The sequence below is a fragment of the Paludibacter sp. 221 genome (assembly GCF_010501035.1).
In the GTDB taxonomy this organism is placed as follows: Bacteria; Bacteroidota; Bacteroidia; order Bacteroidales; family Paludibacteraceae; genus QVMH01.
Genome location: NZ_QVMH01000002.1, coordinates 72,738 through 97,979, shown reverse-complemented (window position 1 = coordinate 97,979; position 25,242 = coordinate 72,738). Strand labels below are relative to the sequence as shown.

Annotated in this window: 20 protein-coding genes; 8 read left to right on the top strand and 12 right to left on the bottom strand. The window is 40.8% G+C overall.

All coding sequences use genetic code 11. The features are described from left to right. Nucleotides 1-114 precede the first annotated feature (114 nt). The 6 genes from D0T49_RS00930 to D0T49_RS00905 form a co-directional block, all read right to left on the bottom strand. A complete protein-coding gene (locus tag D0T49_RS00930) occupies nucleotides 115-684 on the bottom strand; it encodes a YdeI family protein (protein WP_163628715.1) in 570 nt (189 codons plus the stop codon). Further along, nucleotides 681-1,166, bottom strand: a complete 486-nt coding sequence (locus tag D0T49_RS00925; protein WP_163628714.1) for a cysteine hydrolase family protein — start codon at nucleotides 1,164-1,166, stop codon at nucleotides 681-683. The genes D0T49_RS00930 and D0T49_RS00925 overlap by 4 nt, the downstream gene beginning before the upstream one ends. Nucleotides 1,167-1,263: 97 nt before the next feature. Further along, on the bottom strand, nucleotides 1,264-3,372 hold the full coding sequence (locus D0T49_RS00920; RefSeq protein WP_163628713.1) for a TonB-dependent siderophore receptor: 2,109 nt from the start codon (nucleotides 3,370-3,372) through the stop codon (nucleotides 1,264-1,266). 161 nt (nucleotides 3,373-3,533) lie between these two features. Then, entirely contained in the window at nucleotides 3,534-4,742 is a 1,209-nt protein-coding gene (argG, locus tag D0T49_RS00915) for an argininosuccinate synthase (RefSeq protein WP_163628712.1), read from the bottom strand. A gap of 58 nt (nucleotides 4,743-4,800) precedes the next feature. Next, nucleotides 4,801-5,352 (bottom strand): GNAT family N-acetyltransferase, encoded by a 552-nt coding sequence (locus tag D0T49_RS00910; protein WP_163628711.1) that lies wholly within the window; start codon nucleotides 5,350-5,352, stop codon nucleotides 4,801-4,803. 111 nt (nucleotides 5,353-5,463) lie between these two features. Then, nucleotides 5,464-5,931 carry an arginine repressor gene (locus D0T49_RS00905; protein ID WP_163628710.1) on the bottom strand — a complete coding sequence of 156 codons (468 nt, stop codon included), beginning with the start codon at nucleotides 5,929-5,931 and terminating at the stop codon, nucleotides 5,464-5,466. A 1,000-nt stretch (nucleotides 5,932-6,931) separates the two neighbouring features. Between D0T49_RS00905 and D0T49_RS00900 the strand changes: the two genes are divergently transcribed. The 4 genes from D0T49_RS00900 (at nucleotide 6,932) to D0T49_RS12925 (ending at nucleotide 10,972) form a co-directional block, all read left to right on the top strand. Beyond that, nucleotides 6,932-8,809 carry a putative porin gene (locus D0T49_RS00900; protein WP_163628709.1) on the top strand — a complete coding sequence of 626 codons (1,878 nt, stop codon included), beginning with the start codon at nucleotides 6,932-6,934 and terminating at the stop codon, nucleotides 8,807-8,809. Between the two features lie 51 nt (nucleotides 8,810-8,860). Then, a complete protein-coding gene (locus D0T49_RS00895; RefSeq protein WP_163628708.1) occupies nucleotides 8,861-9,673 on the top strand; it encodes a transporter substrate-binding domain-containing protein in 813 nt (270 codons plus the stop codon). Between the two features lie 134 nt (nucleotides 9,674-9,807). Then, the gene (gene metA / locus D0T49_RS00890) at nucleotides 9,808-10,725 is read left to right on the top strand and encodes a homoserine O-succinyltransferase (RefSeq protein ID WP_163628707.1); all 918 of its coding nucleotides are present in this window, start codon (nucleotides 9,808-9,810) and stop codon (nucleotides 10,723-10,725) included. A 91-nt stretch (nucleotides 10,726-10,816) separates the two neighbouring features. Beyond that, the gene (locus D0T49_RS12925) at nucleotides 10,817-10,972 is read left to right on the top strand and encodes a hypothetical protein (protein ID WP_203583398.1); all 156 of its coding nucleotides are present in this window, start codon (nucleotides 10,817-10,819) and stop codon (nucleotides 10,970-10,972) included. Between the two features lie 84 nt (nucleotides 10,973-11,056). On the opposite strand, the gene D0T49_RS00885 is transcribed toward D0T49_RS12925, so the two are convergent. Then, on the bottom strand, nucleotides 11,057-12,289 hold the full coding sequence (locus tag D0T49_RS00885; RefSeq protein ID WP_163628706.1) for a DUF4105 domain-containing protein: 1,233 nt from the start codon (nucleotides 12,287-12,289) through the stop codon (nucleotides 11,057-11,059). A gap of 255 nt (nucleotides 12,290-12,544) precedes the next feature. Between D0T49_RS00885 and D0T49_RS00880 the strand changes: the two genes are divergently transcribed. From D0T49_RS00880 to D0T49_RS00865, 4 genes are all read left to right on the top strand, one after another. Beyond that, nucleotides 12,545-13,246, top strand: a complete 702-nt coding sequence (locus D0T49_RS00880; protein WP_163628705.1) for a Crp/Fnr family transcriptional regulator — start codon at nucleotides 12,545-12,547, stop codon at nucleotides 13,244-13,246. A 212-nt stretch (nucleotides 13,247-13,458) separates the two neighbouring features. Beyond that, nucleotides 13,459-15,810 (top strand): lipopolysaccharide assembly protein LapB, encoded by a 2,352-nt coding sequence (locus D0T49_RS00875; protein WP_163628704.1) that lies wholly within the window; start codon nucleotides 13,459-13,461, stop codon nucleotides 15,808-15,810. Nucleotides 15,811-16,023: 213 nt separating this feature from the next. Further along, nucleotides 16,024-18,486 carry a TonB-dependent receptor gene (locus D0T49_RS00870; RefSeq protein ID WP_163628703.1) on the top strand — a complete coding sequence of 821 codons (2,463 nt, stop codon included), beginning with the start codon at nucleotides 16,024-16,026 and terminating at the stop codon, nucleotides 18,484-18,486. 93 nt (nucleotides 18,487-18,579) lie between these two features. Continuing rightward, complete coding sequence (locus tag D0T49_RS00865; protein WP_163628702.1) at nucleotides 18,580-19,626, top strand: DUF4249 domain-containing protein; 1,047 nt, start codon at nucleotides 18,580-18,582, stop codon at nucleotides 19,624-19,626. A 62-nt stretch (nucleotides 19,627-19,688) separates the two neighbouring features. On the opposite strand, the gene D0T49_RS00860 is transcribed toward D0T49_RS00865, so the two are convergent. The 5 genes from D0T49_RS00860 to D0T49_RS00840 form a co-directional block, all read right to left on the bottom strand. Next, complete coding sequence (locus D0T49_RS00860) at nucleotides 19,689-20,909, bottom strand: hypothetical protein (RefSeq protein ID WP_163628701.1); 1,221 nt, start codon at nucleotides 20,907-20,909, stop codon at nucleotides 19,689-19,691. Nucleotides 20,910-21,275: 366 nt separating this feature from the next. Continuing rightward, nucleotides 21,276-21,443, bottom strand: a complete 168-nt coding sequence (locus D0T49_RS00855) for a hypothetical protein (protein WP_163628700.1) — start codon at nucleotides 21,441-21,443, stop codon at nucleotides 21,276-21,278. A 574-nt stretch (nucleotides 21,444-22,017) separates the two neighbouring features. Beyond that, entirely contained in the window at nucleotides 22,018-23,385 is a 1,368-nt protein-coding gene (gene radA, locus D0T49_RS00850; RefSeq protein WP_163628699.1) for a DNA repair protein RadA, read from the bottom strand. A gap of 14 nt (nucleotides 23,386-23,399) precedes the next feature. Next, the gene (locus tag D0T49_RS00845) at nucleotides 23,400-23,798 is read right to left on the bottom strand and encodes a VOC family protein (protein ID WP_163628698.1); all 399 of its coding nucleotides are present in this window, start codon (nucleotides 23,796-23,798) and stop codon (nucleotides 23,400-23,402) included. Nucleotides 23,799-23,852: 54 nt separating this feature from the next. Continuing rightward, the gene (locus tag D0T49_RS00840; protein WP_163628697.1) at nucleotides 23,853-25,175 is read right to left on the bottom strand and encodes an MATE family efflux transporter; all 1,323 of its coding nucleotides are present in this window, start codon (nucleotides 25,173-25,175) and stop codon (nucleotides 23,853-23,855) included. Nucleotides 25,176-25,242: the final 67 nt, after the last annotated feature.

Genomic DNA, 25,242 nt, shown 5'->3' with positions numbered 1-25,242 from the left:
TTACGCTGAATTTCTTAACGCTCACCAGCTGAGGCGGAAAAATTAGCTACGGCTACGAAAGAATAAAATAGTAAATCTGCATGTTTTGATGTGCTTACCCTATAATAATCCGGACTAATAGTATTTTTCAATTCCACCAAAGCCTGTTATTAATTTATTCTCTTTCGTTTTATTGATAAAGTTATTCAATCGTTTTTCAAATTCCTGCGGTCGTTTTCTCGCAGCCTCAATGTATGCAATCCGGATACGTTTATATGCGTCGGAAAAATGCTGATAGTTTTTCCATACCGTTTCATCTTCTTTCAATCTGCCGATTATATCAGCCGGAAAAACAAAAGGCTCGGACAATACATCTCGTATTTTATCCTCAAATTTAGGATGTATCTTCTTATTCTCTAACAACCATTTAAGCCTTTCTTTGTTGGCTTGCGAGTATGTGTTTTTAGGCTTTCGGGGCGTGAAACGCTGAATCCGTTGTTCATCGTCAAGCGGCTTTATCGTACTGTCAATCCACTCGAAACAAAGAGCTTCTTCTACAGCATCGTTGTACGCAATACTTTTTTTGCCTGCCGACTTCTGAGGAAACACAAACCAAACTTCATCGGCAGTCTCAAAATTGTCAGCCAGCCACTTCCGCCAATCTTCCCGATTTTCAAAATACCTTACATTATTCTCTGTTGTCATAACAGGTCGTTCAGGCTAATTATTTTACTGCCTTTACTTTCGTAATAACGAAGCATTTCGTCAATCTTCCTCTTATCATAACTGGTAATGCAATCTGATAAGACATTAACACTGTAATTTGCTTTGCACAAGTTGTAACAGGTGGATTTGACACAAGCAATTGCGTCTGCGCCTGTTATGTAAAATTCATCTATTCCGTTCGCATCAACAAAATCGGCGAACTCCTCACTGCTTAACGCGTTTCCTTTGTATTTGGTGAAAATGTTTTCTGATACTATTTTCAAATCCGGAACTAACTCAACCCCACGTGTATTGGGTTTAAAAGTCCTTGTACCGTCCGATAAATTTTCGTGCCTTATATATACCACATGAATACCATTATCAACCGCCCAACCGATAGATTGATTTATATTATCAATGATATCCTTGTAGTTTTTTGTTATATCATTCTGAATATCTATTATTACTAATGCCTTTTTCAATTTTCTTACTTTTTTTAGAGTCCTTATCGGACACTGTTTATATTTTGTTTTCAATACTCTCTCACTGTGCCTGCACCTGACAATGACTTATAACTGCTTAAAATTTAAATTTCCAACTTATCGAAGGGATAATAGTAAAGAGTGTCCGCTTCTTCATCAGTACTTTCACATCGTTTGTTCCTTCCACCTGCTTCACCTGCAAACTTACATACATAGGATTGTGAACAGCAAATACATCATAAATGGATATATTGATTCCATTATCTTTTTTAAACCAGTAATTCAATCCCACGTCAGTACGGTTATAAACCGGAAGACGGGCATTATTGTATTTGCCATACTCCTTCACAGGCATGTTATTTACAAAATACCACGAAGTAGGCGACGTATAGGCATTTCCCGTAGCCAGAACGTGGATGAGTGATACATCCCATTTATCATTAAACACATACGTTCCGGCAAAAGACAGGTCGTGTGTGCGGTCGTGCTTGGCAGGAAAAACCTGCCCGTCGTCAATATCTGCAAACTTACGCTCCGAACGTCCCAGCGAGTACGACAGCCATCCGGTAAACTTACCATAGTTTTTCTTCACCATAAACTCCACCCCATACGCCTTACCATTGCCTGTAAAAACCCGCCGGCTAAACATTTCATTATCTACTTCAATAAAATTCTGGTTATACTCTACCAGATTTTTCATAGTCCGAAAATAGACATCTGCCGAAAACTCGAACATCCCATCTGAGAGAGTACGATAATAACCCAGTGAAAACTCATTGCTATACTGAGGTTTAATCTCGCTCGAAGCTGCAACCCAAAAATCCGTTGGCAAACCCGAATTGGAAGGGAATAACTTTATAACATGTTGGCTATTATGGCTCAACGTACCTCGCAGGAATTGCTCATCATTAATATTATACTTGCCGAAAAGCCTGAAATCGACATGGTGAAAGTCTTTTTGGGTAGCAAGTTTATCAATCCGCGAAACAAAAAAATTATATTGCAACCCCGGCTCTAATGTCAAACGGGGAATCAGATTGAGGCGGGCTGAAAGGAAAGCAGTTATATTATGTGCGTCATTCCTGCCGAACGATATATCGGGAAATGCAAAATCGGAGGTGAGGGTTTCAAAATCCTGCGGGTACAACTCATTGTATTGATACTTTACCCCTGTTGCAAAAGGGACACTCCATAAACTATAATTCATGCTACCCTGATAAGCTATACGCTGAATTTCAGAAAAAGTCTTAATGCTCATTTCTGATACCGAAACGGAAAAGTCATTTTTAAAGCCCGTATAAAAAAGCTGTTGTTCCAGCCTTAACTCATCATTGAAACGTGTTTCAAGTTTTGCCGAAACAAGCAGGTTGCTCCAATTAAGCAAACCGTTCATATTAATATTATCTTCGATAAGCCGTAGTTTATCACGTCCAAAGAAAGCGTTTACAACCAACTTGTTTTTTGCCGACAACCTGCCTACGAAAGTTAAATTCACATCATCAAAATCATATTTGAGATCTTCTATCTTATTTTCTACACTCCTGTTGAAAGTTGCATCCAAAAAAGGCTGCAAAAGCAGGTTCAGGTAAGTTTTACGCCCCGACAGGTACATGCCATATTTGTCATTAAACTTAATATCGGCAGTTGCCTGAGCCGAAATCAAACCTACATTACCCCGTATTGAGTTTTTCTGTGGAACTTGTTCTTTGGGGAGCGATTTTATCGTGCCCGAAAGCAGGTTGCTGTATTTTGAATCGACACCACCCTTCACCAGTTCTACCGCCGAAAGATGGTCTGAATTGAACAATGGAAATATATTGAGCAAGTGCCCCGGCGAGTAAATGGGCACGTTGTCGTACAAAAGCAGGGTTTGCCCCGGGTCGCCTCCCCGTATGTGAATATTGGATTTTCCTTCGCCTGTAGTTTGTACTCCGGGTGTCAGCTCCAGCACTTTAAGCATGTCTACATTGCCCAGTATGGATGGCAGCGACTTAACCCCATCGGTATGCAGAGTTATTTTCCCCGAAGATATGCCTGTTATTTTTGCCCCTTTCCTGCTCTGCTCCACAGTTATCTCCTGAATATCATAACTACGCTCAATCACGCTATCGGCCTGCAAACGGACATCAACAGTTTCAACAGCCTGTGCAAAAGCCACAGACACAGGCAACAAAGAAACAAGGAGTAGTAAAATATATTGCTTCAAAATATCTGAAATAAAGAAACAAAAGTAGTTATTTTCATTAAGAAACGACTTATTTTATCAATATCAAAAAAAAGAATCTCCGGTTTCTTTTCCCGAAGATTCTTTTAGGCTTACGTGTGTTTTTCAATCTTAATGTTATGAGCTATGAAAAAGTTTCGTGTTTAATCTATCTCTTTACCATTACGTTTCTGAACGTTGTAGTATATTTTCATCTGGTTGCCCAGTATCTTGGTAAATCCTTTCACATCGTCCGAACTCCATGCACGGTTAATTTCACCATACTCGCCAAAATCAGTCTTCATCAGGTCGAACGGGCTGTCAACTCCCACCAGCGTATAGCTGTAAGGACGTAGATTAACCGACACCGTTCCTGTAACGTTTTGTTGTGAGCTTTCGAGGAACTGCTCAATGTCGCGCATCACAGGCTCAAGATATTGCGCTTCGTGCAGGAACATTCCGTACCAGTTGCCCAACTGGTCTTTCCAGTATTGCTGCCATTTGGTAAGTGTATGTTTTTCCAGCATTTTGTGCGCATTGATTATCAGTAGCGGCGCAGCGGCCTCAAATCCTACACGCCCTTTGATACCGATAATAGTATCGCCAATGTGCATATCGCGCCCGATACCGTATTTCGACGCTATTTGCTCCAGCACGTTTATCAGTTCTATTTTATCTTTGCTTTTCTTTCCGTTCACCGCACAAATCTCACCTTGCTCGAACTCAATCGTAACGGTTTCTTCTCCTGTTTTTTCTACCTGGCTCGGATATGCTTCTTCGGGCAATGTTTGTTCCGATTTCAGCGTTTCCTTACCGCCTATACTTGTACCCCACAATCCTTTGTTGATAGAATATTCCATTTTTTTGAAATCTGCCTCGTAGCCGTGACGTTTCAGGTAGTCTATTTCATATTCGCGGGTAAGTATCATATCGCGAGTAGGAGTCAGCACCTTAATATCAGGAGCAAGCACATCAAAGGTGAGGTCGAAACGCACCTGGTCGTTACCGGCACCCGTGCTGCCATGAGCCACATAATCTGCTCCAATTTCTTTCGCATAGCGGATAATAGCCATTGCCTGAAAAATACGTTCCGAGCTAACCGATATGGGATAAGTACCGTTACGAAGCACATTACCGAAAACCATGTATTTTATGCTTTTTTCGTAATACTCCTTTGTAACATCAATAGCTACATGCTTTACAGCCCCCAGCTTGTAAGCCCTTTCTTCGATTGATTTCAACTCCTCTGCCCCGAAGCCTCCTGTATTTGCCACAGCGGTATACACTTCATATCCTTTTTCTTCGGCCAGATATTTTGCGCAAAACGATGTATCCAAACCTCCGCTAAACGCCAAAACTACTTTTTCTTTCATTTTTCAATATTTTATTTTATTATTTTTCAGTTGGTTGCTGTCCTGCACCGGTTTTTTCCTACTTTTTAGGGTCGTAAAGCATTCCGGTGCACAGGCACATTTTACGTCCGGTGCGTTGCAATATATCATAGTTCACACAACTTTCGCACCCTTTCCAGAATGCCTCATCATCAGTGAGTTCGGAAAACGTGACAGGCTTATAGCCCAGTTCGGAATTTATCCTCATTACCGCCAACCCTGTTGTAAGCCCAAAAATCTTGGCATCGGGATAACGGCTGCGCGACAGTTCAAAAGCCGTTCGCTTAATCCGTTTTGCCAATCCGTGTGCCCTGAATTTATCTACCACTATCAAACCTGAGTTTGCCACAAACTGCTTGTTGCCCCACGTTTCGATATAGCAAAAACCTGCAAACTCATCACCCGCAAGGGCTATGATAGCCTTTCCTTCTTCCATTTTGCGGGCAACATATTCGGGTGAGCGGCGTGCTATACCCGTTCCCCTTATCTTGGCAGCCGCAGCTATCGTGTCCAATATGATATCAACGTATTTCAAGTGTTTCTCGTCCGCCACTTGTACAGTTATATTATCAACGGCAGTCTCTATGTTCATTTCTAAATTAATATACAATATTAAAAAAAAGGGATATCCCTTTATATTATTACAAATTCAAGATTACAATGTACTTTACACTTTTACCTTTTTCCTCAATATTAGTGGTAACTACTTATCGTCCTTAAAAGTGAGGTTAAGTATCTCCATTATCTTCTGCCGCGATATTCCCTCGCGGGGAATAAGAAGAATGGTATCGTCTCCGGCGATGGTTCCCAGTACCTCGTATTTAGCCTCGTTGTCGATATCCCATGCAATGGCGCTGGCATAACCAGGCTTTGTTTTAATTACAGCAAGCTGACCTGAAAACTCCACACTCAAAATCGTTCCCCCCGAAAAAAAATTGGAAGTTCCCCCCTCTACCACAGGCTGGTTTACAGGCGGCAAAATATATTTATATGTTCCGTTGGCAAGCGGTGTTTTTGCTACTTTCAACTGTTTCAAATCGCGCGAAAGGGTTGCCTGCGTAACCTCGCAATCCTGCTTTGCAAGCAAACTCAACAAATCATCCTGACTGCTAACTACATTCGACTTCAAAATTTCGGATATAATCTGCAATCTTTTCCGCTTATTTTTCATAAAAATGAATATTTATTTGAATGAAGATGCAAAAATACTACTTTTTCTGCATATTTTATCATATATGCAAATATAATTTATAAATATTCCATCAAATGATTGAAAAATGCATAAATAACCATTTTGCACTCTATTTTACTTTCTTCATTGCTGCCGCAGGTGGAATATTCCGACATAGCGGAAACCAAGCCCGTGTCCTGCTTGAAAAGCAATCAATATATAACTTGATAAAATAAGCTAATAAGGTTTTTGTTGTCAGAATATAATTATTACTAAGGTTATTATTTAAAAATAAGGTTTTTATAAATCACTTTTTTTGTTGGCAAACTTTGTTCGGCGTAGCATCCCGCCAATGTCATCGACTTAAAAAGAAAACGATTCATTTTCAGGCTGTAAGCCCGTTTTAATTCAGCCCAATGGCGAGCGAAGCGTCGCCTTGGGTTAGTTTGCAACAGTAAACTTGGCAGGCTGCAAACCTAAGTTAAAACTAACCTTTCTTTAGTCCTTTCGGATTTGCAATCCGAAAGCCATTAACTGCGAATTTTAAATCCGCAGTTAGAATAGCATCGGATTACCGTTCGAACTTGTTCCTCTGCTGGCGCGGACTTGTAATCCGTGTCCTGCTTTGAAAAAGCAGTCATAATATCCAAATCGTTTGCTCTTACGAGCAACGCACAGATAAATATCTGCGCAAACCGGACTAATTATCCCGTCCCGTATAGCGGCTTTAAGTCCGCTTTGCGGGTTATACTTTTGTTTTCTTCGTTCTTACTTAGGGCAAAAGATTTTTCGCCCCTACATACATATTTAAAGCCTCCCCCCCTTCGGGGAGGTTAGGAGGGGGTTATATGCGTAATAAAACACCGACAAATAAATACGATGCACTTAATGGTTTTGTAACAGGGTTTAACGGCTTTTAAGTTCTTTCTATGAAATATATTTTCGTATCTTTGCCGTCGGTTTCTTTTTTTTGAATAAAGAACAGTATTTCAAACTAAAGTTGAAAAAAACACTTCTTTTATTTTTCAGTTTTCTGTTGGTTTCCATTGCAGCCCATGCAGTAGGTAAGAACCGTTATGTAAAAACGTGGAATATCGTTTCACCTATTGCTGTGGCCGATACTATACCTGTAGATACCGCACATGTCAACTTTCAGGATGCAAACCCGATAGACCGTTTCAGCATAGCCAATTCGTACAACGGCAATATGGGGTCGCCTATCCAATCCAAGCTATACTTTTCTCGTCCGGCAAGTTCACGCTTTGTTTTTGCCGATGCATATTATCCATATGTGGTACGCCCCGAAAACGTGACGTATTACAACACTAAAACGCCTTACAGCAATCTGGAGTATCTGGGAGGGATGTTTGCAAACTTCCGCGACGAGGATAATGTAAAACTCCTCTTTACCGCCAACGCCAATAAAAGGCTCAATTTCGGAGGCAAGCTCGACTTTACACGTGCTATAGGAGAATATGAATCGCAAGCTACCAAACGCTTGTCGGGCAATCTGTTCGGCAGTTACGACGGCGACCGCTATAGTGCTTCGGGAGCTATCATCATCAACAGCTTGAACAACTACGAAAATGGCGGGATAACAAACCCCGACGATATACATAAACCTGAACTGAACGATGCCAAAAACATACCTGTGAGGATAAACGGCTACTCAGCCTACCGGTACAATGCTTTTGTATATAACCACAATTACAGCTTGGGATTTACCCGCGATATTGAGGTTTCTGAGGATTCAGTCCGTACCGAATTTGTTCCGGTCACCCGCTTTACTCATGTATTGAAGCTAAGTGACGAGAGGAAACGTTATCTGGAGCAGTCGCCCGACACCTCTTTTTATCTGAACACCTATTATTCAAGCACCTTAACCCAGGATACTGCCGCACTGCAAACCATATCCAATACATTTGCCGTGAGCATCGAGGAGGAGTTTAACAAGTGGATGCAGTTCGGGCTATCAGCATATATCCAAAACGACATGGAACGGTACACCTTAACGGTAGATTCGGGGGTAGTGCAACATGCCAACCGCAACCGTACGAAGATAGGTGGAGTACTGTCGAAACAACGGGGAGCCCGTTTCAGATATAACATAAATGCCGAATTTGATATACTCGGACCGCAAATCGGCGATTTTAATATCGAAGGTACGCTGGGAGGTTTTTTCCGGTTGTGGAACGACAGCATAGCCCTTATAGCAAAGGGATTCATGCGAAACGAAAGTCCTTCATTTTTTCTGGAGCAATATAGCTCAAACCATTTCAGGTGGAACAATAATTTCGACCATATTTACCGCACACAGGTAGGTGGAACGTTCTCCATACCCACGCGTGCTTTCAACCTGAATGTATCGCTGGAAAACCTGAACGGCTATATTTATTTCGACAAGGACGCGATGCCTAAACAGTTTGGAGGGCACATACAATTGCTTTCGGCTAATCTGAAACAAAATTTCAGACTGGGGAAAATACATCTCGAGAACAACGTGGTGTATCAGGTAAGCTCCAACCCCGACCTGCTACCCCTGCCCGCGCTCACGTTGTATCACAATTTATACTATCTGGACCAATGGTTTGATGTACTGAATGTACAGTTCGGAGCAGATGTACGCTACCATACGGCTTACTATGCACCCGACTATATGCCTGCTACGGGACAATTCACACTACAAGACAAAATGAAAATAGGAAATTATCCGGTAATGAATGCTTATCTGAATTTTCATCTTAAGCAAGTGCGGTTCTTCCTTAAATATTATCACTTCAATAAGCTATTTATGAAAGGCCCTTATTTCTCCATGCCCAACTACCCTATCAACCCTGCCGTATTCAGGATTGGTATTTCATGGAATTTCTATAATTAGAAAAAAGAGAATAAAACCTTATTGCTACGTCAGAACTTACTTTGCCATACGATGAAATCCGGGAGAAAAACATATATAATTGCGGGCATCCTGTTCATAGGATTCATTTTGTTGGCTGTACTTCTAAGAAGTGCCGGAGATACAACGCATGTCCGCAGTTTAGATGAGATAATCGAATCGGGCAAACTCCATATCGTATCCGAAAACAGCAGTATGGGCATCAACATAGGTGAGGGGCAAAATTCAGGATTCCAATACGAAATTTTAAAGATATTTGCCGACACGCTTGGCGTGGAGCTAAAAATTTCGACCGCCAACGACTTAGCATTGAGCATAGACCTGCTTAACAAGGGAAAATACGATTTAATTGCACGATTCATCCCCACAACAACCGAATGGATAGACACGGTACTGTTTTCAATACCTCTTCTTACATCGCGGCAAATGTTAGTGCAACGGTCGTTCAACAAAGGAAAAGAAATACGGATAAACCACCAGTACGAGCTGGCAGGAGATAGTATTTACATCCAGACCAATTCTCCGCACAAAATGCGGTTAACGCATTTATCCAAAGAGATAGCAGATACGATTTATATTGTTGAACTGGAAAACCTGACTGCCGAACAGTTGGTTGCACTGGTGGCCGAAGGAAAAATACGGAACACTATTTGCCATGAACAATTATCGCGTAAACTAACGAAAGAATATTCTAATATCGACGCGTCGATACCTGTTAGCTTATCGCAGCCTTATAGCTGGGCGGTAAATAAGGAATCGACTGATTTGCTTGAAAAGCTAAATGGTTTCCTCGCCGCATTTATCGGTAGCAGCGACTATTGGAATCTTTACCGGAAGTATTATTAAGGGAAAAGTAAAAAGGAGAAAGGTAAAAGTACTTACTAATCTATAAAGCGGCCTGAAAGAGAAACTTAGCGTCATAGGGTCTTGGCGTACAAAAAGAATAATAATTAAACATTAATAATTGACAATTACATAATATGCCAGTAAACATACCTAAAAAATTACCTGCGGTAGAAACTCTGCGGGAAGAAAATATTTTCGTGATGGATTCGGAGCGGGCATCAATTCAGGATATCCGTCCGCTAAAGCTGGTAATACTAAACCTGATGCCACTAAAGATAACAACCGAAACGGACTTAATCCGGCTGTTGTCAAACTCTCCTTTGCAAATCGAAATAGATTTTCTGCAAATGGAAACGCACACGTCAAAAAATACTCCTATCGAGCACATGCTGATGTTTTACAAAACATTCGACGAGATAAAAAAGAGCAATTATGATGGTATGATTATTACGGGCGCTCCTGTAGAACAGCTTGATTTTGAGGAAGTGACATATTGGGAAGAATTGAAGACCATTTTCGACTGGACACGTACGCATGTGACTTCTACTTTTTATATCTGCTGGGCTGCACAAGCCGGATTATATTACCATTATGGCATTCCTAAATATCAGCTCGACAAAAAAATGTTCGGGGTTTTTGAGCATAACGTATTAGAGCCACTAAACCCTATATTCAGGGGGTTCGACGATATTTTTTATGTACCTCATAGCCGTCATACCGAAATACGCAGCGAAGATATACGAAAAAATCCATCGCTGACGCTACTTTCCGAATCGCCCGATTCAGGCATGTATATGGCTATGGCACGCAACGGGCGTGAGTTTTATGTCACCGGACATTCTGAATATTCACCTTACACGTTGGATACGGAATATAAGCGTGATTTACAAAAAGGGTTGCCGATAGAAATACCCAGAAACTATTATGTAGATAATAATCCGGACAACAAGCCGCTTGTAAGATGGAGAAGCCATGCCAACCTGTTGTTTACAAACTGGCTGAATTATTTTGTATATCAGGAAACTCCGTACGACTTAAGCAAAATCATATAACTTCACATGTTTCTTTCAGAACAAATTCAGTATCTAAATGTTATATAAGTAAACAATCTAAAGCATTAACATTTTAATTTAAAAAACTGATATGAAAGACAAGAAAGAAACATGTACCCCGTGTGAAGCCGAATTTCTGGAAGAAACACAAAAACTGGTTGACGAAGTGGAAGGTTATAACAAAAAAGACCACGACGCAAAGAAGAGAGAAGTAGAAGCTGCCTTCGGAAAAGAAGATAAGAAATAATAAGGCTTAAACTGAAATAAAAAAATCACCGGTGATAAGATAATCATCGGTGATTTTTTACTATATATGATATCATGCGTAGTTTTAATGACGCTTAAAGGAGTATTTGATTTTAGTTTTACCCACCTTTATTCCTCTTTTCAGCCTTACAATCAAATAATTCAACGTGCGCACGAGCAACAACAATATGATGGGTAAATATGAGATATTGACATAATGAAATGAAGGTATCAACAAAATCAACGCTATCAACAGCAATACCGAATTAAGCAACTGTAAACAAAATGTTGCAAACCTCAATGTCTTGAACCATTGCATAACAGCCGCAAAAATAAGCAACGGGTTAAGCCATAGTATATTAAAATTGCTACTAACAAGGGGGTGAACTGAAATAAACGACAAAAAGAAAATAACACACCCTACCAAGCCCGCCAAAGAAAACAAAACCGTATCAAATACTTTGAGTGTACGATGGTATCTCCTGTTTTTGAAACAGAAAAGAACACATAGAAGAAGTAAAAAAGTAAAAACACTAAAAGGTTGGAATAAAAAGGATAAACTTTTATTTTCCTCCGGTTTCTTATCTACCAGTATATTATATTGCGATACTAAAGGATGACGCTCCCGACTTCCCTGAATCGGGCAGATATCAGCCCCCTGAAATTCTGACATTAAGATTTCGGGAAGGAACATGCTTTCTCTACGGGTAGCTTTCCTGTCAGCTTCATCGCCAAAAATTATATCAATTCCCAATTTAAGCCATGCATCGTCGCTAATATACTTATCTATTAACTCGCGAAAAGTTTCATCCGGCTCAGGTAGCTTATATGCCAAATATCCATCAATAGCCTCAATGATTTTGTCGCGAGGGCGGGTTGAACAGTTGTCAAAAACAAAATTATAACGGTATATCCTGTTTTCGGGTTCGTAGTTTATCAGCAACAACCGGATCAGTTTTTCCTTTTCCGACTGATTAAGATTTAAAACTTGCTCCCATACCGCTGAATTTCTGTTTTCATATTCGGGAAGAAAACTATCGAAATCATACGCACCCAGTTTATAATCGGTTTCCCCTTTTATAAACTTGAGATAAAAATTCTTTGTATTAAAATCGAATATCCCGTAGTTAAAAACAACATCGTTATTGGTAGCCGGATCGTTAATACGAATAGCCGTATGCCCAAAACGCGCATAAACCTCTTTTCCTGGCGAACAGGTAATTAAACTAACCACTGCGTTGTCACTAAAAGGAAGAGGTTGGGAGTGCAAAGACAACACACTGATAAGCAAGAGGAAAAATAATATTACTCTTTTCATAGCCCCATTTCTTAAACGGGGTCAAATGTACAATAATTTTTATACTTAATAAAAACTTTTTAACTCCCATACTCACTTACATTGTTTTTGTCTGCCGACAACCCTTTCAAAACCGGATTTACGATTCGGTTTGAAAAATTTATGTATAAAAAAACGTTATTTGTTATTTTCTTTTATTTTTATCTTGTTTATCAACAAAAAACAGTAAATTTGTGCTATAAAACATTGTTATAAGACATTTTTTAGCAAATTCTTATGGTGAAAAAGTTATATACAGACTTAAAACCAATCGAAGAAGTTTTTACCGGTTGGGATGTACTTACCCCTGATGAAAGAAGGTTTGTAAAAAATAACTCGACAGTACAGTACTACAAAAAAAACGAGGTAATCCACTACGAGGGAGATACCCCAACCCACATGATGGTACTTGCCAACGGCAAAGCAAAAGTATACAAAGAAGGTGTAGGCAGCCGCACTCAAATCATAAGAATGTTGAAACCGGGCGAGCCATTTGGCTACCGTGCCATGATAGCCAACGGAACGTACAACACCAACGTGGCAGCTTTTGAGCCTGCCGCTGTTTATATGCTAAAAGGAGATGTCTTTATTTCGATACTGCGCCACAACAACGCGTTTTGCTTCCGCTTTCTGGAAGAACTGGCTGCAGATTTAGGCGATTCCGACTCAAGAACCGTTAACCTTACCCAAAAACACATACGTGGCAGACTGGCCGAATCCTTGCTTTTTCTGAGCAAAAGCTACGGTATGGAGGAAGATGGTGCCACTATCAATATATACCTTTCGCGCGAGGACTTGGCAAACCTGTCGAACATGACAACCTCGAACGCAATACGCACCCTATCCAGCTTTGTAAATGAACACATTATCGCAATGGACGGACGTAAACTAAAAATCATAGACGAAGAAAAGTTGCGTAAAATAAGCAAAATGGGATGATATTCAGTTACAAGTTACCTTGTCCTTCTCGGACGGTTACGAGTTACAAGTCATTAGCGAGTAATAAAGGAAAAATCCTGCACTCTACAGGCATCGGTCGTTGACGGGTTATTTGCTGTTCACTACCCGCTATCTACTACTCACTTTCCACATTCATCCCTGACAGATATATCCATCCACATACTTGCAGATTTATTCCGTAACTTGCCAATTTGGCATATTACTCAACATTGGCATATTTTCTGTGCAATAAACTCCCGGAGAAAAAAGACATTCATTTAGAGCCTGTCGAAAACAAATCGAAAATTTATTTGTTTGTTTCGGTAAAGGACTTTATTCATCTGCATTGTATGGACATAGCACAAATAAAAAAATCATACCAGTTGATACTCCGGTTACTCTTACTGGGGAAACTCAAACAGGCGTTTGATAATATACAAATGCTTAATGAGCATTTGCAAAACTGGGGACTGCACGAACGTTTCGATAACTTGCAACAAAACTACCGCTATATGCTGCAGTATTATGTGGACGGTGTAGACGACCCCGAACGCATTACGATATACAACAAACTGATAGCTAAACTTTTTCTGCTCACCGAAGAGATACGGGAAAACTTATACATTCAAAATTCATCAAATTACGAATACACAAAGAAACGCTACTTCCCTCACGAGCAAAAATACAGGAATCTCAAACAGTTATTAAGCACATTGCAGGAAACCCATGCTCAAACAACATTAATATCGCAAGACGAAGCATCGCACAGGCAAGAAATAGACCGTCTTAAAGGAATTTACGAAAGTTTGCTGCCTGAGATATTTGGCATTTACTGGCTCACTACCACCTACAAAGACGAAGAGAAAAACCTGTTTGCCCACATTATGGATAAAGAATACGATGGGCTGTTGGAAAAAAGCCTGATTGTATCGGGGCTTACCCTGAATCTGTGGCGGATGTTCGACGAAGAAAAACTGATGCTCTTATTTGACTGCTGCGAGTCTGAAAACCCGCAGGTGAAGCAACGCGCCTTGGTGGGGTTATGCTTTATACTAACAAAATACAATCAGTTTATCCCATATTTTCCTATGGTGCGTAACAGGTTGGTACTGCTTGCCGACAACGAGCATACGTTGGAAAATTTCCGGAATATCATAACCCAGATTATAGCAACTACCGAAACCGAAAAAATATCGAAAAAGCTACAGGAAGAGATATTGCCCGAGATAGCCAAGATAAGCCCTAAACTAAAGAATGATAAAGATATAGAAAATCTTTTAAACTCCGACGACTGGGAAGAAACCAACCCGCAATGGCAGGAAATACTGGAAGATAGCGGAGTGACTGACAAACTGCAAGAGCTGAGCGAGATGCAAATGGAAGGAGCCGACGTGTATATGAGTACATTCTCGATGCTGAAAAACTTCCCTTTCTTCAATGAGTTTTCCAACTGGTTTTTACCGTTCGACCCCACTCATTCGGCAGTAAACCGCTTGTTCCAAAACGAACAGAGAAACGTTCTTGCTACCTTTGTAGGAAGCCAGATAATGTGCGACTCAGACCTATATTCTTTCTGCCTGAGCATCTTGCAGATGCCCGAAGCACAGCGCGAAATGATGAAAAGTTCGCTGAAGGTAGAGTCGGAGCAGATTGACGAAATGAAGAAAGACGAAGCCATGCTGTCGCCCGATGTTGCATCGAAAAACATATCAAAGCAATACATTCAGGATATATTCCGTTTTTTCAAACTATATCCGCAAAGAGACGATTTCGAGGATATGTTCAATTCATCGCTCCTTATTCACCGTACTTCATTATTCGACATTCTCTCGGCCAATGATAATTTCAAAACAGGGATAGCAGAGTATTATTTCTCAAAAAAACTATACCCACAGGCGTTAGAACTTTTCAACGAACTGCTGAACGAATCGGAACCGAGTGCATCTCTGTACCAGAAAATAGGATATGCCTATCAAAAGACCTCGCACTTGAACGATGCCTTGAACGCTTACCTGAAAGCAGACATCATTCAGCCCGACGACCTCTGGACTATAAAAAAAATTGCATTGTGCTATCGCCTTGCAGGCAATCATGAAAAAGCGTTGGAGTTTTACCAGCACGCCGATTTTCTCAATCCGGGCAGCTTGCCTACACAGATGCGCATTGCCAATTCATACATGCAAATGGGTAAATATAAAGAAGCGCTTAATCTTTACTTCAAGCTCGACACTGAGAATGAAGATGATATTAAAATTCAGCGGGCTATTGCATGGGCATCATTTGCATCGGGCAATCTGAAACAAGCTGATTATTACGCACAAAAAATTTTGGTGGCAGATGCTCCTATTGCACATGATTATCTGAACGCAGGACACGTAGCATGGAGCCGGCGTAAGAGAAAAGAAGCACTTGAATACTACGTAAAAAGCCTTGCCCTGCAACAGAACAACTGGGTTTTATTTCTGGATACATTTAATGGAGATATCCAACACCTGAAAGCAAACGGCATCGAACCGGACGAAATACCACTCATGCTGGACGAGATATTATACAATATAAAATAACTGAAAACCTGACTGATTTCTATAGTACGAAAGAGAATTTTTTAACAAAAGAGTTCTCTTTTTTATTTTATTTTTTAAACACATGGTTTCAACAAGGTATAAAAAACAATTATTCCTACTGTCTGCAAAATAAAATTAACGTTTCCCTGTTATAATAAAAACTTATTTACTTTTGCAAAAATTCTCAAAAAAACAACCCTTCTTAATACAAACATGAGAAAAACTTATTTAAGCTTCTTTCTTATTTTTCTTTTTCCGGTCATTATTTTTTCACAAAGCTATACCATCAGCGGTTACATTACCGATGCCAAAACAAGCGAAACACTCATAAGCGCATCCGTATTCGAAAACAATTCGGCTAAAGGCATGGTCAGCAACACATACGGATTCTATTCACTTACCATACCAAAGGGCGACGTGCAACTCAGATATTCATACGTAGGATACGAGCCTGTACTTATATCATTCAACCTAAGCAAAGACACCACCATCAACATTGCACTTGAAGAACACAACGTACTTAAAGAAGTTACCGTGGTAGCCAACCGGCAGGAACTTGGTGTGATGGGCTCGCAGATGAGTGCGGTAACCATACCCATATCGCAAATAAAAACAGTGCCCACGCTTTTTGGCGAAACTGATGTGATAAAAGCCCTGCAATTACTGCCCGGAGTACAGGCGGGAACCGAAGGCTCGGCCGGATTTTATGTGCGCGGAGGAGGACCCGACGAGAATTTATTTCTGCTCGACGGCATACCCGTGTACAATGTAAACCACATGGGCGGTTTCTTCTCGGTATTCAATGCCGATGCCATAAAAAACGTTACGCTGTACAAAGGCGGATTTCCCGCACGTTTCGGAGGACGGTTATCGTCGGTACTGGATATCAGCATGAACGACGGCAACAACAAAAAACTAAAAGGTACGGTTTCGGTCGGGCTTATATCGTCAAAACTAAATCTGGAAGGGCCGCTGTTCAACGAAAAAACAACATTCAACATTTCAGCCCGAAGAACTTATTTCGACATTATAGCACAACCATTGCTGAAAATCATATCTAATATGGAAGGAAATGAAGGTATGGAAAAACTGCGTGCCGGGTACTATTTCTATGATTTAAATGCAAAGGTAAGCCACAAGTTTTCGGACAAAGACCGCCTCTACCTTAGTTTCTACATGGGCGACGATGCCATATATGCCAACATAAAGGAAGATGACGCATACTACGGAAGCACTACGATGAAAACCGACTGGGACTGGGGCAACTTAATAACAGCCTTGCGCTGGAACCATATTATAAACAACAAACTGTTTATGAACGTAACCGGAGCATTCACACGCTACCGGTTCAATATGGATATCGGCATGGAAGATAAAGGGATTTTGGACAACGACCCTCACAACACTTACTCGTACGACATAACCATGAAATACAAATCGGGTATAGAAGACATCTCGGCAAAGGTAGACTTTGATTATACTCCCAACCCCAACCACGACATAAAATTCGGAGCAAGCTATTTCAACCACAATTTTAAACCGGGAGTGACATCGGCCAAAATTCAGGAAAATGATTTCGGATACGAACAAAAACTGGATACGGCAATGGGAGATAACAATATTCGTGCCCACGAAAGCGCTTTTTACATCGAAGACAACATAAGCATCGGTAATATAATAAAAGCCAACGTAGGGCTGCATTACTCCAACTTCTATGTACAAAAAGAGTTTTACCAGTCGTTGCAGCCCCGCCTTAGCATGCGTGTGCTACTTAGCGACAAACTGTCGTTCAAAGGGGGATACGCCTATATGAACCAGTATATTCACCTGCTGTCGAACAACAATATAAGCCTGCCGACCGACCTGTGGGTGCCTGTAACCAAGCGCATCGAACCGATGAAGTCGCACCAGTTTTCGGCCGGATTCTTCTACAACCTGCTTGACATATGCGATTTATCAATCGAAGGTTATTACAAGTCGATGAGCAATCTGCTCGAATACAAAGATGGGGCTACATTCCTTGGCAACAATTCGGGCTGGGAAGATAAAGTAAGCATGGGGCAAGGATGGTCGTATGGAGTAGAACTGCTGGCACAAAAAACCATCGGAAAAACCACCGGATGGGTGGGTTACACATGGTCGAAATCGGAACGCCTGTTCGACCGACCCGGTCAGGAATTGAACAACGGGTTGAAGTTTCCCGCCAAGTACGACCGCAGACACGACCTCAGCGTAGTTGTATCGCACAAGTTCAACGACAAGATAGACATATCCGGAACATGGGTATTCAGCACAGGCAACTGCGGTACGCTCGGATTGCAAAATTATTACGCCTATCCCGTACCCGATGCTTCCCCATGGCGCAGTACAGGAAGCATAAGCCACATTGAGCAACGAAACAACTACCGTTACCCCAACTACCACAGGCTGGATTTAGGCATAAACTTCCACAAGCAGAAAAAGCGTGGAGTGCGCACATGGAATATAAGCATATACAATGCATATAACCAGATGAACCCGTTCATGATAACACAATGGACGAAACAGACGGAAGGGCCTGCCATATATGTGCCCGAAGGAGATTATTGGACTTATGAAATGATAGAATACAAAGTACTGAAACAAATAACCATTTTTCCTATTATACCATCTATAAGCTATACTTTCAAATTCTAAAAACCGAATTGTTTACAAAAAATCAATCCTATACATTTCATACTCAATTATCAGATAATGAAACTTGTAACTCGTAACTCGCAACTACTTATTATGAAAACAAAACATATAATAATTACAGCAATAACACTATTTATCGGATGCGGCCTGTTTACCGCATGCGAACAGGAGATTGAGTTCAAAGGAAAAATAACTGAGCCTATGCTGGTAGTAAACGGATTCCTCACGCCCGATTCGCTCATCAAGGTGCATCTGTCCGAAAGTCATTTCTTTACCACCCCAAGCAGTCAGTTCAAAAACATAGAAAACGCTGAGGTAAGCATATTATACGAGAACGGTTCGGAAGAAGTATTACGCTATACCACCGATGGTTACTATCAAGGAAATAACACCCCAACTCCGGGAGAAAAAATAAAAATAAAAGTACTGAGCAGTGGCTACGAACAGATAGAAACCTCAACAGACATAAAAGAAAAAATCTCCTTGACAAGTGTGGAAGCCGGCAACTACAGGGTAAACAAATCGGCCTCGCTTATGTATATTACAAACAACAAGTATGATACGATAGGAATTAATCACAACTGCTTTGTAGATGTAAACCTGAAATTTTCGGACCCCGGAGGCATACAAAACTACTATCGGCTGGTACTTAACATAACTGAATACTATTCGGGTGGCACTATACAAACTCGTCCGGCTTATTTTTATGTAAAAGATGCGTTGGCAGGCAGCCAAATGGATTTACTCGATTTCGAAGGAGGTATAGAGCCTTATAACGAATTTGCCGACGACCTGTACGATGGAAAAGATTTTTCGCTAAGAATACCGATTAATTACTACTCTTATTACGAAAGCAAACAGCAACCCAACCCTGATGGTATGTATTACAACCCATATTCCGACCCCGAAGAAGAGGAGGAGGAACTTATCCGTATCGAACTTACGGCCAAACTGCAAAGCATCTCACGCGATTACTATTTATATCTGAAAACACGCAGTGAGGCAGAAGCATCAAGCGACTTTGGAGGTTTATTCTCCGAGCCGATACAAATTTACAGCAATGTAAAGGGAGGACTGGGCATTTTAGGAAGCTATAACAGCAGCAACCGCACAATAAGCTTGAACATCCCCGAAAAGTAAAACATATAAAAGCCTTACAGGATTATATGTATTGAATCCTGTAAGACTTTTTATCAAAGGTCTTATTTCAAGCAGCGAATAGTCATACCCCACGATTTATAACCTGTATTCAACTTTATATTATCTTTACCAACCCAAAGATGCCACATTCTTCCTTGGTCACCACTCTGAGTATCGGTAGTAAATATGCCAGCAACACCCCCGCGATAAAAAGGAAGACCATTACTCCAATTTCGTGTTCCTGATGCCGGAAAGAAAAGATACTCGCCTATATAAGTACCTGTAGAAAAATTCCCATTATTGTACGACCAGTCATTCCCTATATAGCTAATTTTATTATTTGTAATAAGTGCCTCCGCTTCCGTTCTCGTCATCATTTTCCAGCCATTTCCTTGAGCCGTACATGGGTTGCTTGTCCAAGTCGAAGTAGTTACAGGATAAGTCCACGACGAAGCCGCTCCCCAATCAGCCTGATCTGTTTCACTATTATATGCAAAAAAAGCAGTGCCCCATTGATATTTTGCTCCATGAATAGCTGAAGACGGAGTAAAAGGATCCGAATTTACATTCGCCCCCATATTATGACACTGAAACTCTCTCCACCCTGTAGAGTTAGCACCTAAATAGGCTCCGCAACCACCAATTAAAACCCGCCCCGACTTACTTTTTAATTGTTCCGAACCCCTTGAAACCACACAATAATAGCTGGTATTACTACGTACATTCCTATCTATATCAACTAATAGCGTAGAGTTATTAGCTCCATTAATTTTTGTCCCCTTGCTATTCTGTATTTGTTGCTCGAAAGTTTGTTTATACCATTGATAGCTAAATACCGCGCTTTCATCATCAGGGTCTTCCGCTTCCACTTCCAGCGTTATAGCAGAGTTGTTGGATAATGCGATATTCGTAAACTCATCGGGGTGGGTCTTGATATTAAAACTGGAATTGACAGAAGAAGCCAACGCATCCCCACAGCTTGAAAGCCACATTATACCATTCCATGTTTCCATACAGTCTATATCCAAATTGTAAATCATAAGCCCTCTGGCCTGCGTATCAGCCAAAGTTTTAAACTCATTACTATTCGTCATATCATCTCTTTGTGTTGTTGTCAGTTGAGGCAAACGAAGTCCACTTTTATTACCCACAATCTCCAAAACGGAGAAACTTTCTGGTTCTTTATCTGCCCCTATTGTTACTTGGGCAATAATGCCATTTAATGCTACAAATAGCATTGTAAATAAGATTACGAAAATCTTTGAAAAACGTTGTCTGTTCATAATTCTAATTATTAAATGTTAGTTATTAATTATTATTTAGTTACAAGTTAATAGTTACGAGTTACAAGTGTTTGGTCTTATTCCCGTCCCGTATAGCGGCTTCGAGTCCGCTTTACGGATAATGCTTTCTTCTTTCTTATCGGGCGAAAGATTTTTCGCCCCTACATTTGTTATCCATCATTCCTATTTTTAAAATATCCCGTAGGGATTTAAGTTTGGTAACAGTGTAAGCCACCTCATTACAAGCGTGCCGTAGGTACACTACTTTGTTCGATTCCTTTTTCCTCTCACCCGTTTTACGCCTTTGTTCAGCGTAGCGTCCCGCTACGCTGCTATTAAAAGCCAAGCTCCGCCTGGTTATATATTTTATCCTCCTATCAGCGACAATAGCGAGACGCTACGCTGAACAAAGGGTATCTCTTCCATTATCTCCGTCAAGCGGGTTGAAAGCCGCTTGACGGAGATAATTACGGTGTTGCTGTTTGTTCTATCTTTTGTCTTGGCTCTTGATTCTTGATTCTTTAATATATTCATATCCATCCGTGTTATTCCGTTTTGTCCGTGTATTCTGTGTGCAACAGCCTCCGCGCGAGCGAAAGCAACTATGCAAAAAAAGCGCATGTACCCATCTGCATAGGTGCATACGCTTTTTACACAACCAACATTCATTAAATGAAACGAATAGAAAACAAGGGAAAACAAATAACCGCAGGAGCGAAAAATTTCTCGCCCTATAATAGTTGGATATAAAAGAACAAAGGAGTAAGGGAATAAAAGGAAGTAAAGAAATAAAATGGAATAAGAGAAAAAAAGGAATGGTAAGAAATGATACCCATTTACGGAAATAGTAAATGATAAATGGGTGAATGGTAAATAGTTTAGTCTCTCTCTCTCTCTCTCTCTCTCTCTCTCTCTCTCTCTCTCTCTAACATAATAACGCTATTTACAAACATTTTAACGTTTGTAAAGGCATTTTTCTGAGGTGTTATTTGTAGAGAAAGATTCATTTTTCAATTTTCATTCTTCAATTTTCATTCGAAGAATGTGAATGCAAATGTAAAGGCTTTATGCTTTTACAACAAATATTTAACGGAAACAATTAAAGTAATCAAGCAAACAAAACACGGAAAGCCTCTTCTACTTTCTTTACCCTTATCAGTTCTATATTCAACCTTCGGGAATCAATACTTTTTATATTAAAATCGGGAACAAGCATTTTTTTGAATCCCAGTTTTTCAGCTTCAAAAATACGCTGCTCAATACGGTTGATGGGGCGTATCTCGCCCGAAAGCCCAACCTCGCCCGCCATGCATACATGCTTTTCTATTGCCACATCCACATTCGACGATAATATGGAAGCAAGCACAGACAGGTCAATAGCCGGGTCGTTCACTTTCAGTCCGCCTGCAATATTGAGGAATACATCTTTCTGTGCCAGCTTAAATCCGGCACGTTTTTCGAGCACAGCCAATAGCATATTCAACCTCCGCAAATCGAAACCTGTGCTCGAACGCTGAGGAGTGCCATAAGCCGCCGAACTTACCAACGCCTGAACTTCGATAAGGAAAGGACGGATTCCCTCCACCGCCGAAGCTATAGCCACACCACTAAGCCCCTCGTGATTTTGCGACAGTAGTAACTCCGAAGGATTACTTACCTCACGAAGCCCCGATTGCTGCATCTCGAAAATACCCAGCTCCGACGTGCTGCCGAAACGATTCTTTATAGCACGCAATATACGGTACATATAATGTTGGTCGCCCTCGAACTGGAGTACCGTATCCACAATATGCTCCAACACTTTAGGGCCGGCAATGCTTCCTTCCTTATTAATATGCCCTATAAGCAACACGGGTGTCGCCGTAGTTTTGCAGAATTTCAAAATGGCCGATGCACATTCACGCACCTGCGATACACTCCCGGGCGATGATTCGATAGCACTGGTTGAAACCGTTTGAATAGAGTCGATTATAACCAAATCGGGCTGTACATTTTGTATGTGTACAAAAATTTGCTCAAGCGAAGTTTCGCTTACGATATAACAATCGGGATTATCAAATTTCAACCGTTCGGCACGCAGTTTCAACTGCTTCACACTCTCCTCGCCCGAAATGTACAACGTCCGTTTGCCTTTCAGATTCAGCACTACCTGCAACACTAAAGTAGACTTACCTATACCGGGCTCCCCTCCTATCAGCACCAGCGAGCCCAATACCAGCCCACCTCCCAGCACACGGTTCAACTCACCGTTGTTCGTATCAATCCGGCTCTCTTCTGTAGCTTCCACATCCGAAATCAGTACTGGCTTTTGCTTCACAAGCTCCACTCCGGCTATATGCACTTTCGGCTCGATTGCCTTACTTATAATCTCCTCCACATAGGTGTTCCACTCGCCGCATGATGGACATTTCCCAATCCATTTGGGCGACTCGTTACCACAACCCTGACAAACGTATACCGATTTTGTTTTTGCCATACACTTAAGACTGTCTATATATTATTTGTAACTACCTCAATCCTGTTATTATCGGGGTCCAGTGTTTCAATCTCATACGACCCATCACCTGTTATTCTCGGCCCTTTTATTATCTGATAACCTGCTTTTTTCAACTGTTCTGCCTTGTCATCCACTTCTTTCGTTGTACCTACGCCAAACGCAATATGTATCAACCCCTTATATTGTTTCACCAAGTCATTCTGATTAGCTGGAATCTCCGGCATTTTCATAATTTCAAGCCTCGCACCCGACCCGAAACTAATGAAATAGCTTTCAAACAACGTTTTGGGATTCACGTATTTTTGGTTGGATACACCACCAAAAAAGCTGACATAATAGTCCCTGAGCCGTTCCAAATCATCAGTCCATATAGCAATGTGGTCTATATTCATATCTATGTACGTTTTATATTACTTCCTACTAATAATTAACAACTAATAATTACCCTATATTTCTTTCTTCCGCCAATTACCTTTCAGCAGATATAAATAGCTCAATCCACCAATCGGAATCCAATAAACAAACTCCGAAAACCATACCACCGATACTGTAGTAGGATGAACAATAGCTGTATAATAAATATATGCTAAATAAAAGAACAGCACTATAAACTCAATCGCAAACGCAGTGCGGGTATTTCCCGTTCCCGACAAGGCGTTAAATATAATACTGCCCACAGCACAAACTATCACCGCGCCTGCTACAACCCTCATAACAGGAATTGAAGCAGCTATCAAACCTGCGTCGTTAGTATATATCCGTGCAAACAATTCAGGAAACATAAATGTAAAAGCCATAATAGGCACAATGAGTATGAGCACAATCCTCACCATCTTATTAACAAACGGAACTACCTTATCCTTATATCCCGCACCTATCAGGTTGCTCACCAGCGTATTGGTAGTGGTAGCCAAAGCCGAACCGGGAATCATCAGCAACACATACATACTCCTGCCCACGTTTGTAGCCGCAAGCGGACGTTCGCCCATACGTTCGATAAAGATAAAGAAAAAGAACCATGTAGATATCGAAATAAAATTCTGAAACATAATAAATATTGATAAATCCAATATTTGCTTCACCGTTTTTACTTCTACCTTTTCAAACCTGAATAAATTATATCTCTTCACATTGCCCGAAGCCAATGTATATATTACCAGATACAACAAAGTAACTGCTTCGGCTATGACCGATGCTATTGCTGCCCCTGCCATTCCCAACTCAGGAAATCCGCCATGACCAAATATAAGCAGGTAATCGAACAACACATTAGTGCCTGCCGTAATAATAGCTGATACCGTTAAAACCCGTGTCCGCGTTGTGCCTACATAAAAGGCACGGAACATTACATTGAAAAACGAAAAGAAAAAGCCATAGATACGCCAGTCGAGATATTCGAGCGACGCATGGTAAATCTGCTCCGAGCTAACCAGCAACTTCATCAGTCCAGGCATGAAAAAAAATGCCAGAAAAAACAGGACAATTGATAAAATAAAATTGAATACTAACCCGTTATTAAAAATAGGGCCAATGAGCGAATAGTTTTTTTCACCATTGCGGCGTCCTATCAGTATTTGTGCCCCCTGGCTAAATCCAAACCCAATGGTATAAATGGCAATGTAAAAAACGCCCGCAATGGCAGACGCTCCAAGCTCCACCTCGCCTACCCTGCCTAAGAATGCCGTATCAGTTACATTAATGATATTCTGAGCCGCAAGCGTAAGAAAGATAGGATAGCTTATGTTGAATATATTCTTATTCGAAGTCATATTTTTAGCAAAAAAGGTGGACAAAGATAATGCAATTTAATGACATGTAACCCGGGCAGATATAACA

Bases quoted from the DNA above. Each gene is read 5' to 3' on its own strand.
- D0T49_RS00930 (WP_163628715.1), bottom strand. From the start codon at position 684: ATGACAACAGAGAATAATGTAAGGTATTTTGAAAATCGGGAAGATTGG.
- argG (WP_163628712.1), bottom strand. From the start codon at position 4,742: ATGAAAGAAAAAGTAGTTTTGGCGTTTAGCGGAGGTTTGGATACATCG.
- D0T49_RS00910 (WP_163628711.1), bottom strand. From the start codon at position 5,352: ATGAACATAGAGACTGCCGTTGATAATATAACTGTACAAGTGGCGGAC.
- D0T49_RS00905 (WP_163628710.1), bottom strand. From the start codon at position 5,931: ATGAAAAATAAGCGGAAAAGATTGCAGATTATATCCGAAATTTTGAAG.
- D0T49_RS00895 (WP_163628708.1), top strand. From the start codon at position 8,861: ATGAAATCCGGGAGAAAAACATATATAATTGCGGGCATCCTGTTCATA.
- metA (WP_163628707.1), top strand. From the start codon at position 9,808: ATGCCAGTAAACATACCTAAAAAATTACCTGCGGTAGAAACTCTGCGG.
- D0T49_RS12925 (WP_203583398.1), top strand. From the start codon at position 10,817: ATGAAAGACAAGAAAGAAACATGTACCCCGTGTGAAGCCGAATTTCTG.
- D0T49_RS00885 (WP_163628706.1), bottom strand. From the start codon at position 12,289: ATGAAAAGAGTAATATTATTTTTCCTCTTGCTTATCAGTGTGTTGTCT.
- D0T49_RS00880 (WP_163628705.1), top strand. From the start codon at position 12,545: ATGGTGAAAAAGTTATATACAGACTTAAAACCAATCGAAGAAGTTTTT.
- D0T49_RS00870 (WP_163628703.1), top strand. From the start codon at position 16,024: ATGAGAAAAACTTATTTAAGCTTCTTTCTTATTTTTCTTTTTCCGGTC.
- D0T49_RS00865 (WP_163628702.1), top strand. From the start codon at position 18,580: ATGAAAACAAAACATATAATAATTACAGCAATAACACTATTTATCGGA.
- D0T49_RS00860 (WP_163628701.1), bottom strand. From the start codon at position 20,909: ATGAACAGACAACGTTTTTCAAAGATTTTCGTAATCTTATTTACAATG.
- D0T49_RS00855 (WP_163628700.1), bottom strand. From the start codon at position 21,443: ATGAATATATTAAAGAATCAAGAATCAAGAGCCAAGACAAAAGATAGA.
- radA (WP_163628699.1), bottom strand. From the start codon at position 23,385: ATGGCAAAAACAAAATCGGTATACGTTTGTCAGGGTTGTGGTAACGAG.
- D0T49_RS00845 (WP_163628698.1), bottom strand. From the start codon at position 23,798: ATGAATATAGACCACATTGCTATATGGACTGATGATTTGGAACGGCTC.
- D0T49_RS00840 (WP_163628697.1), bottom strand. From the start codon at position 25,175: ATGACTTCGAATAAGAATATATTCAACATAAGCTATCCTATCTTTCTT.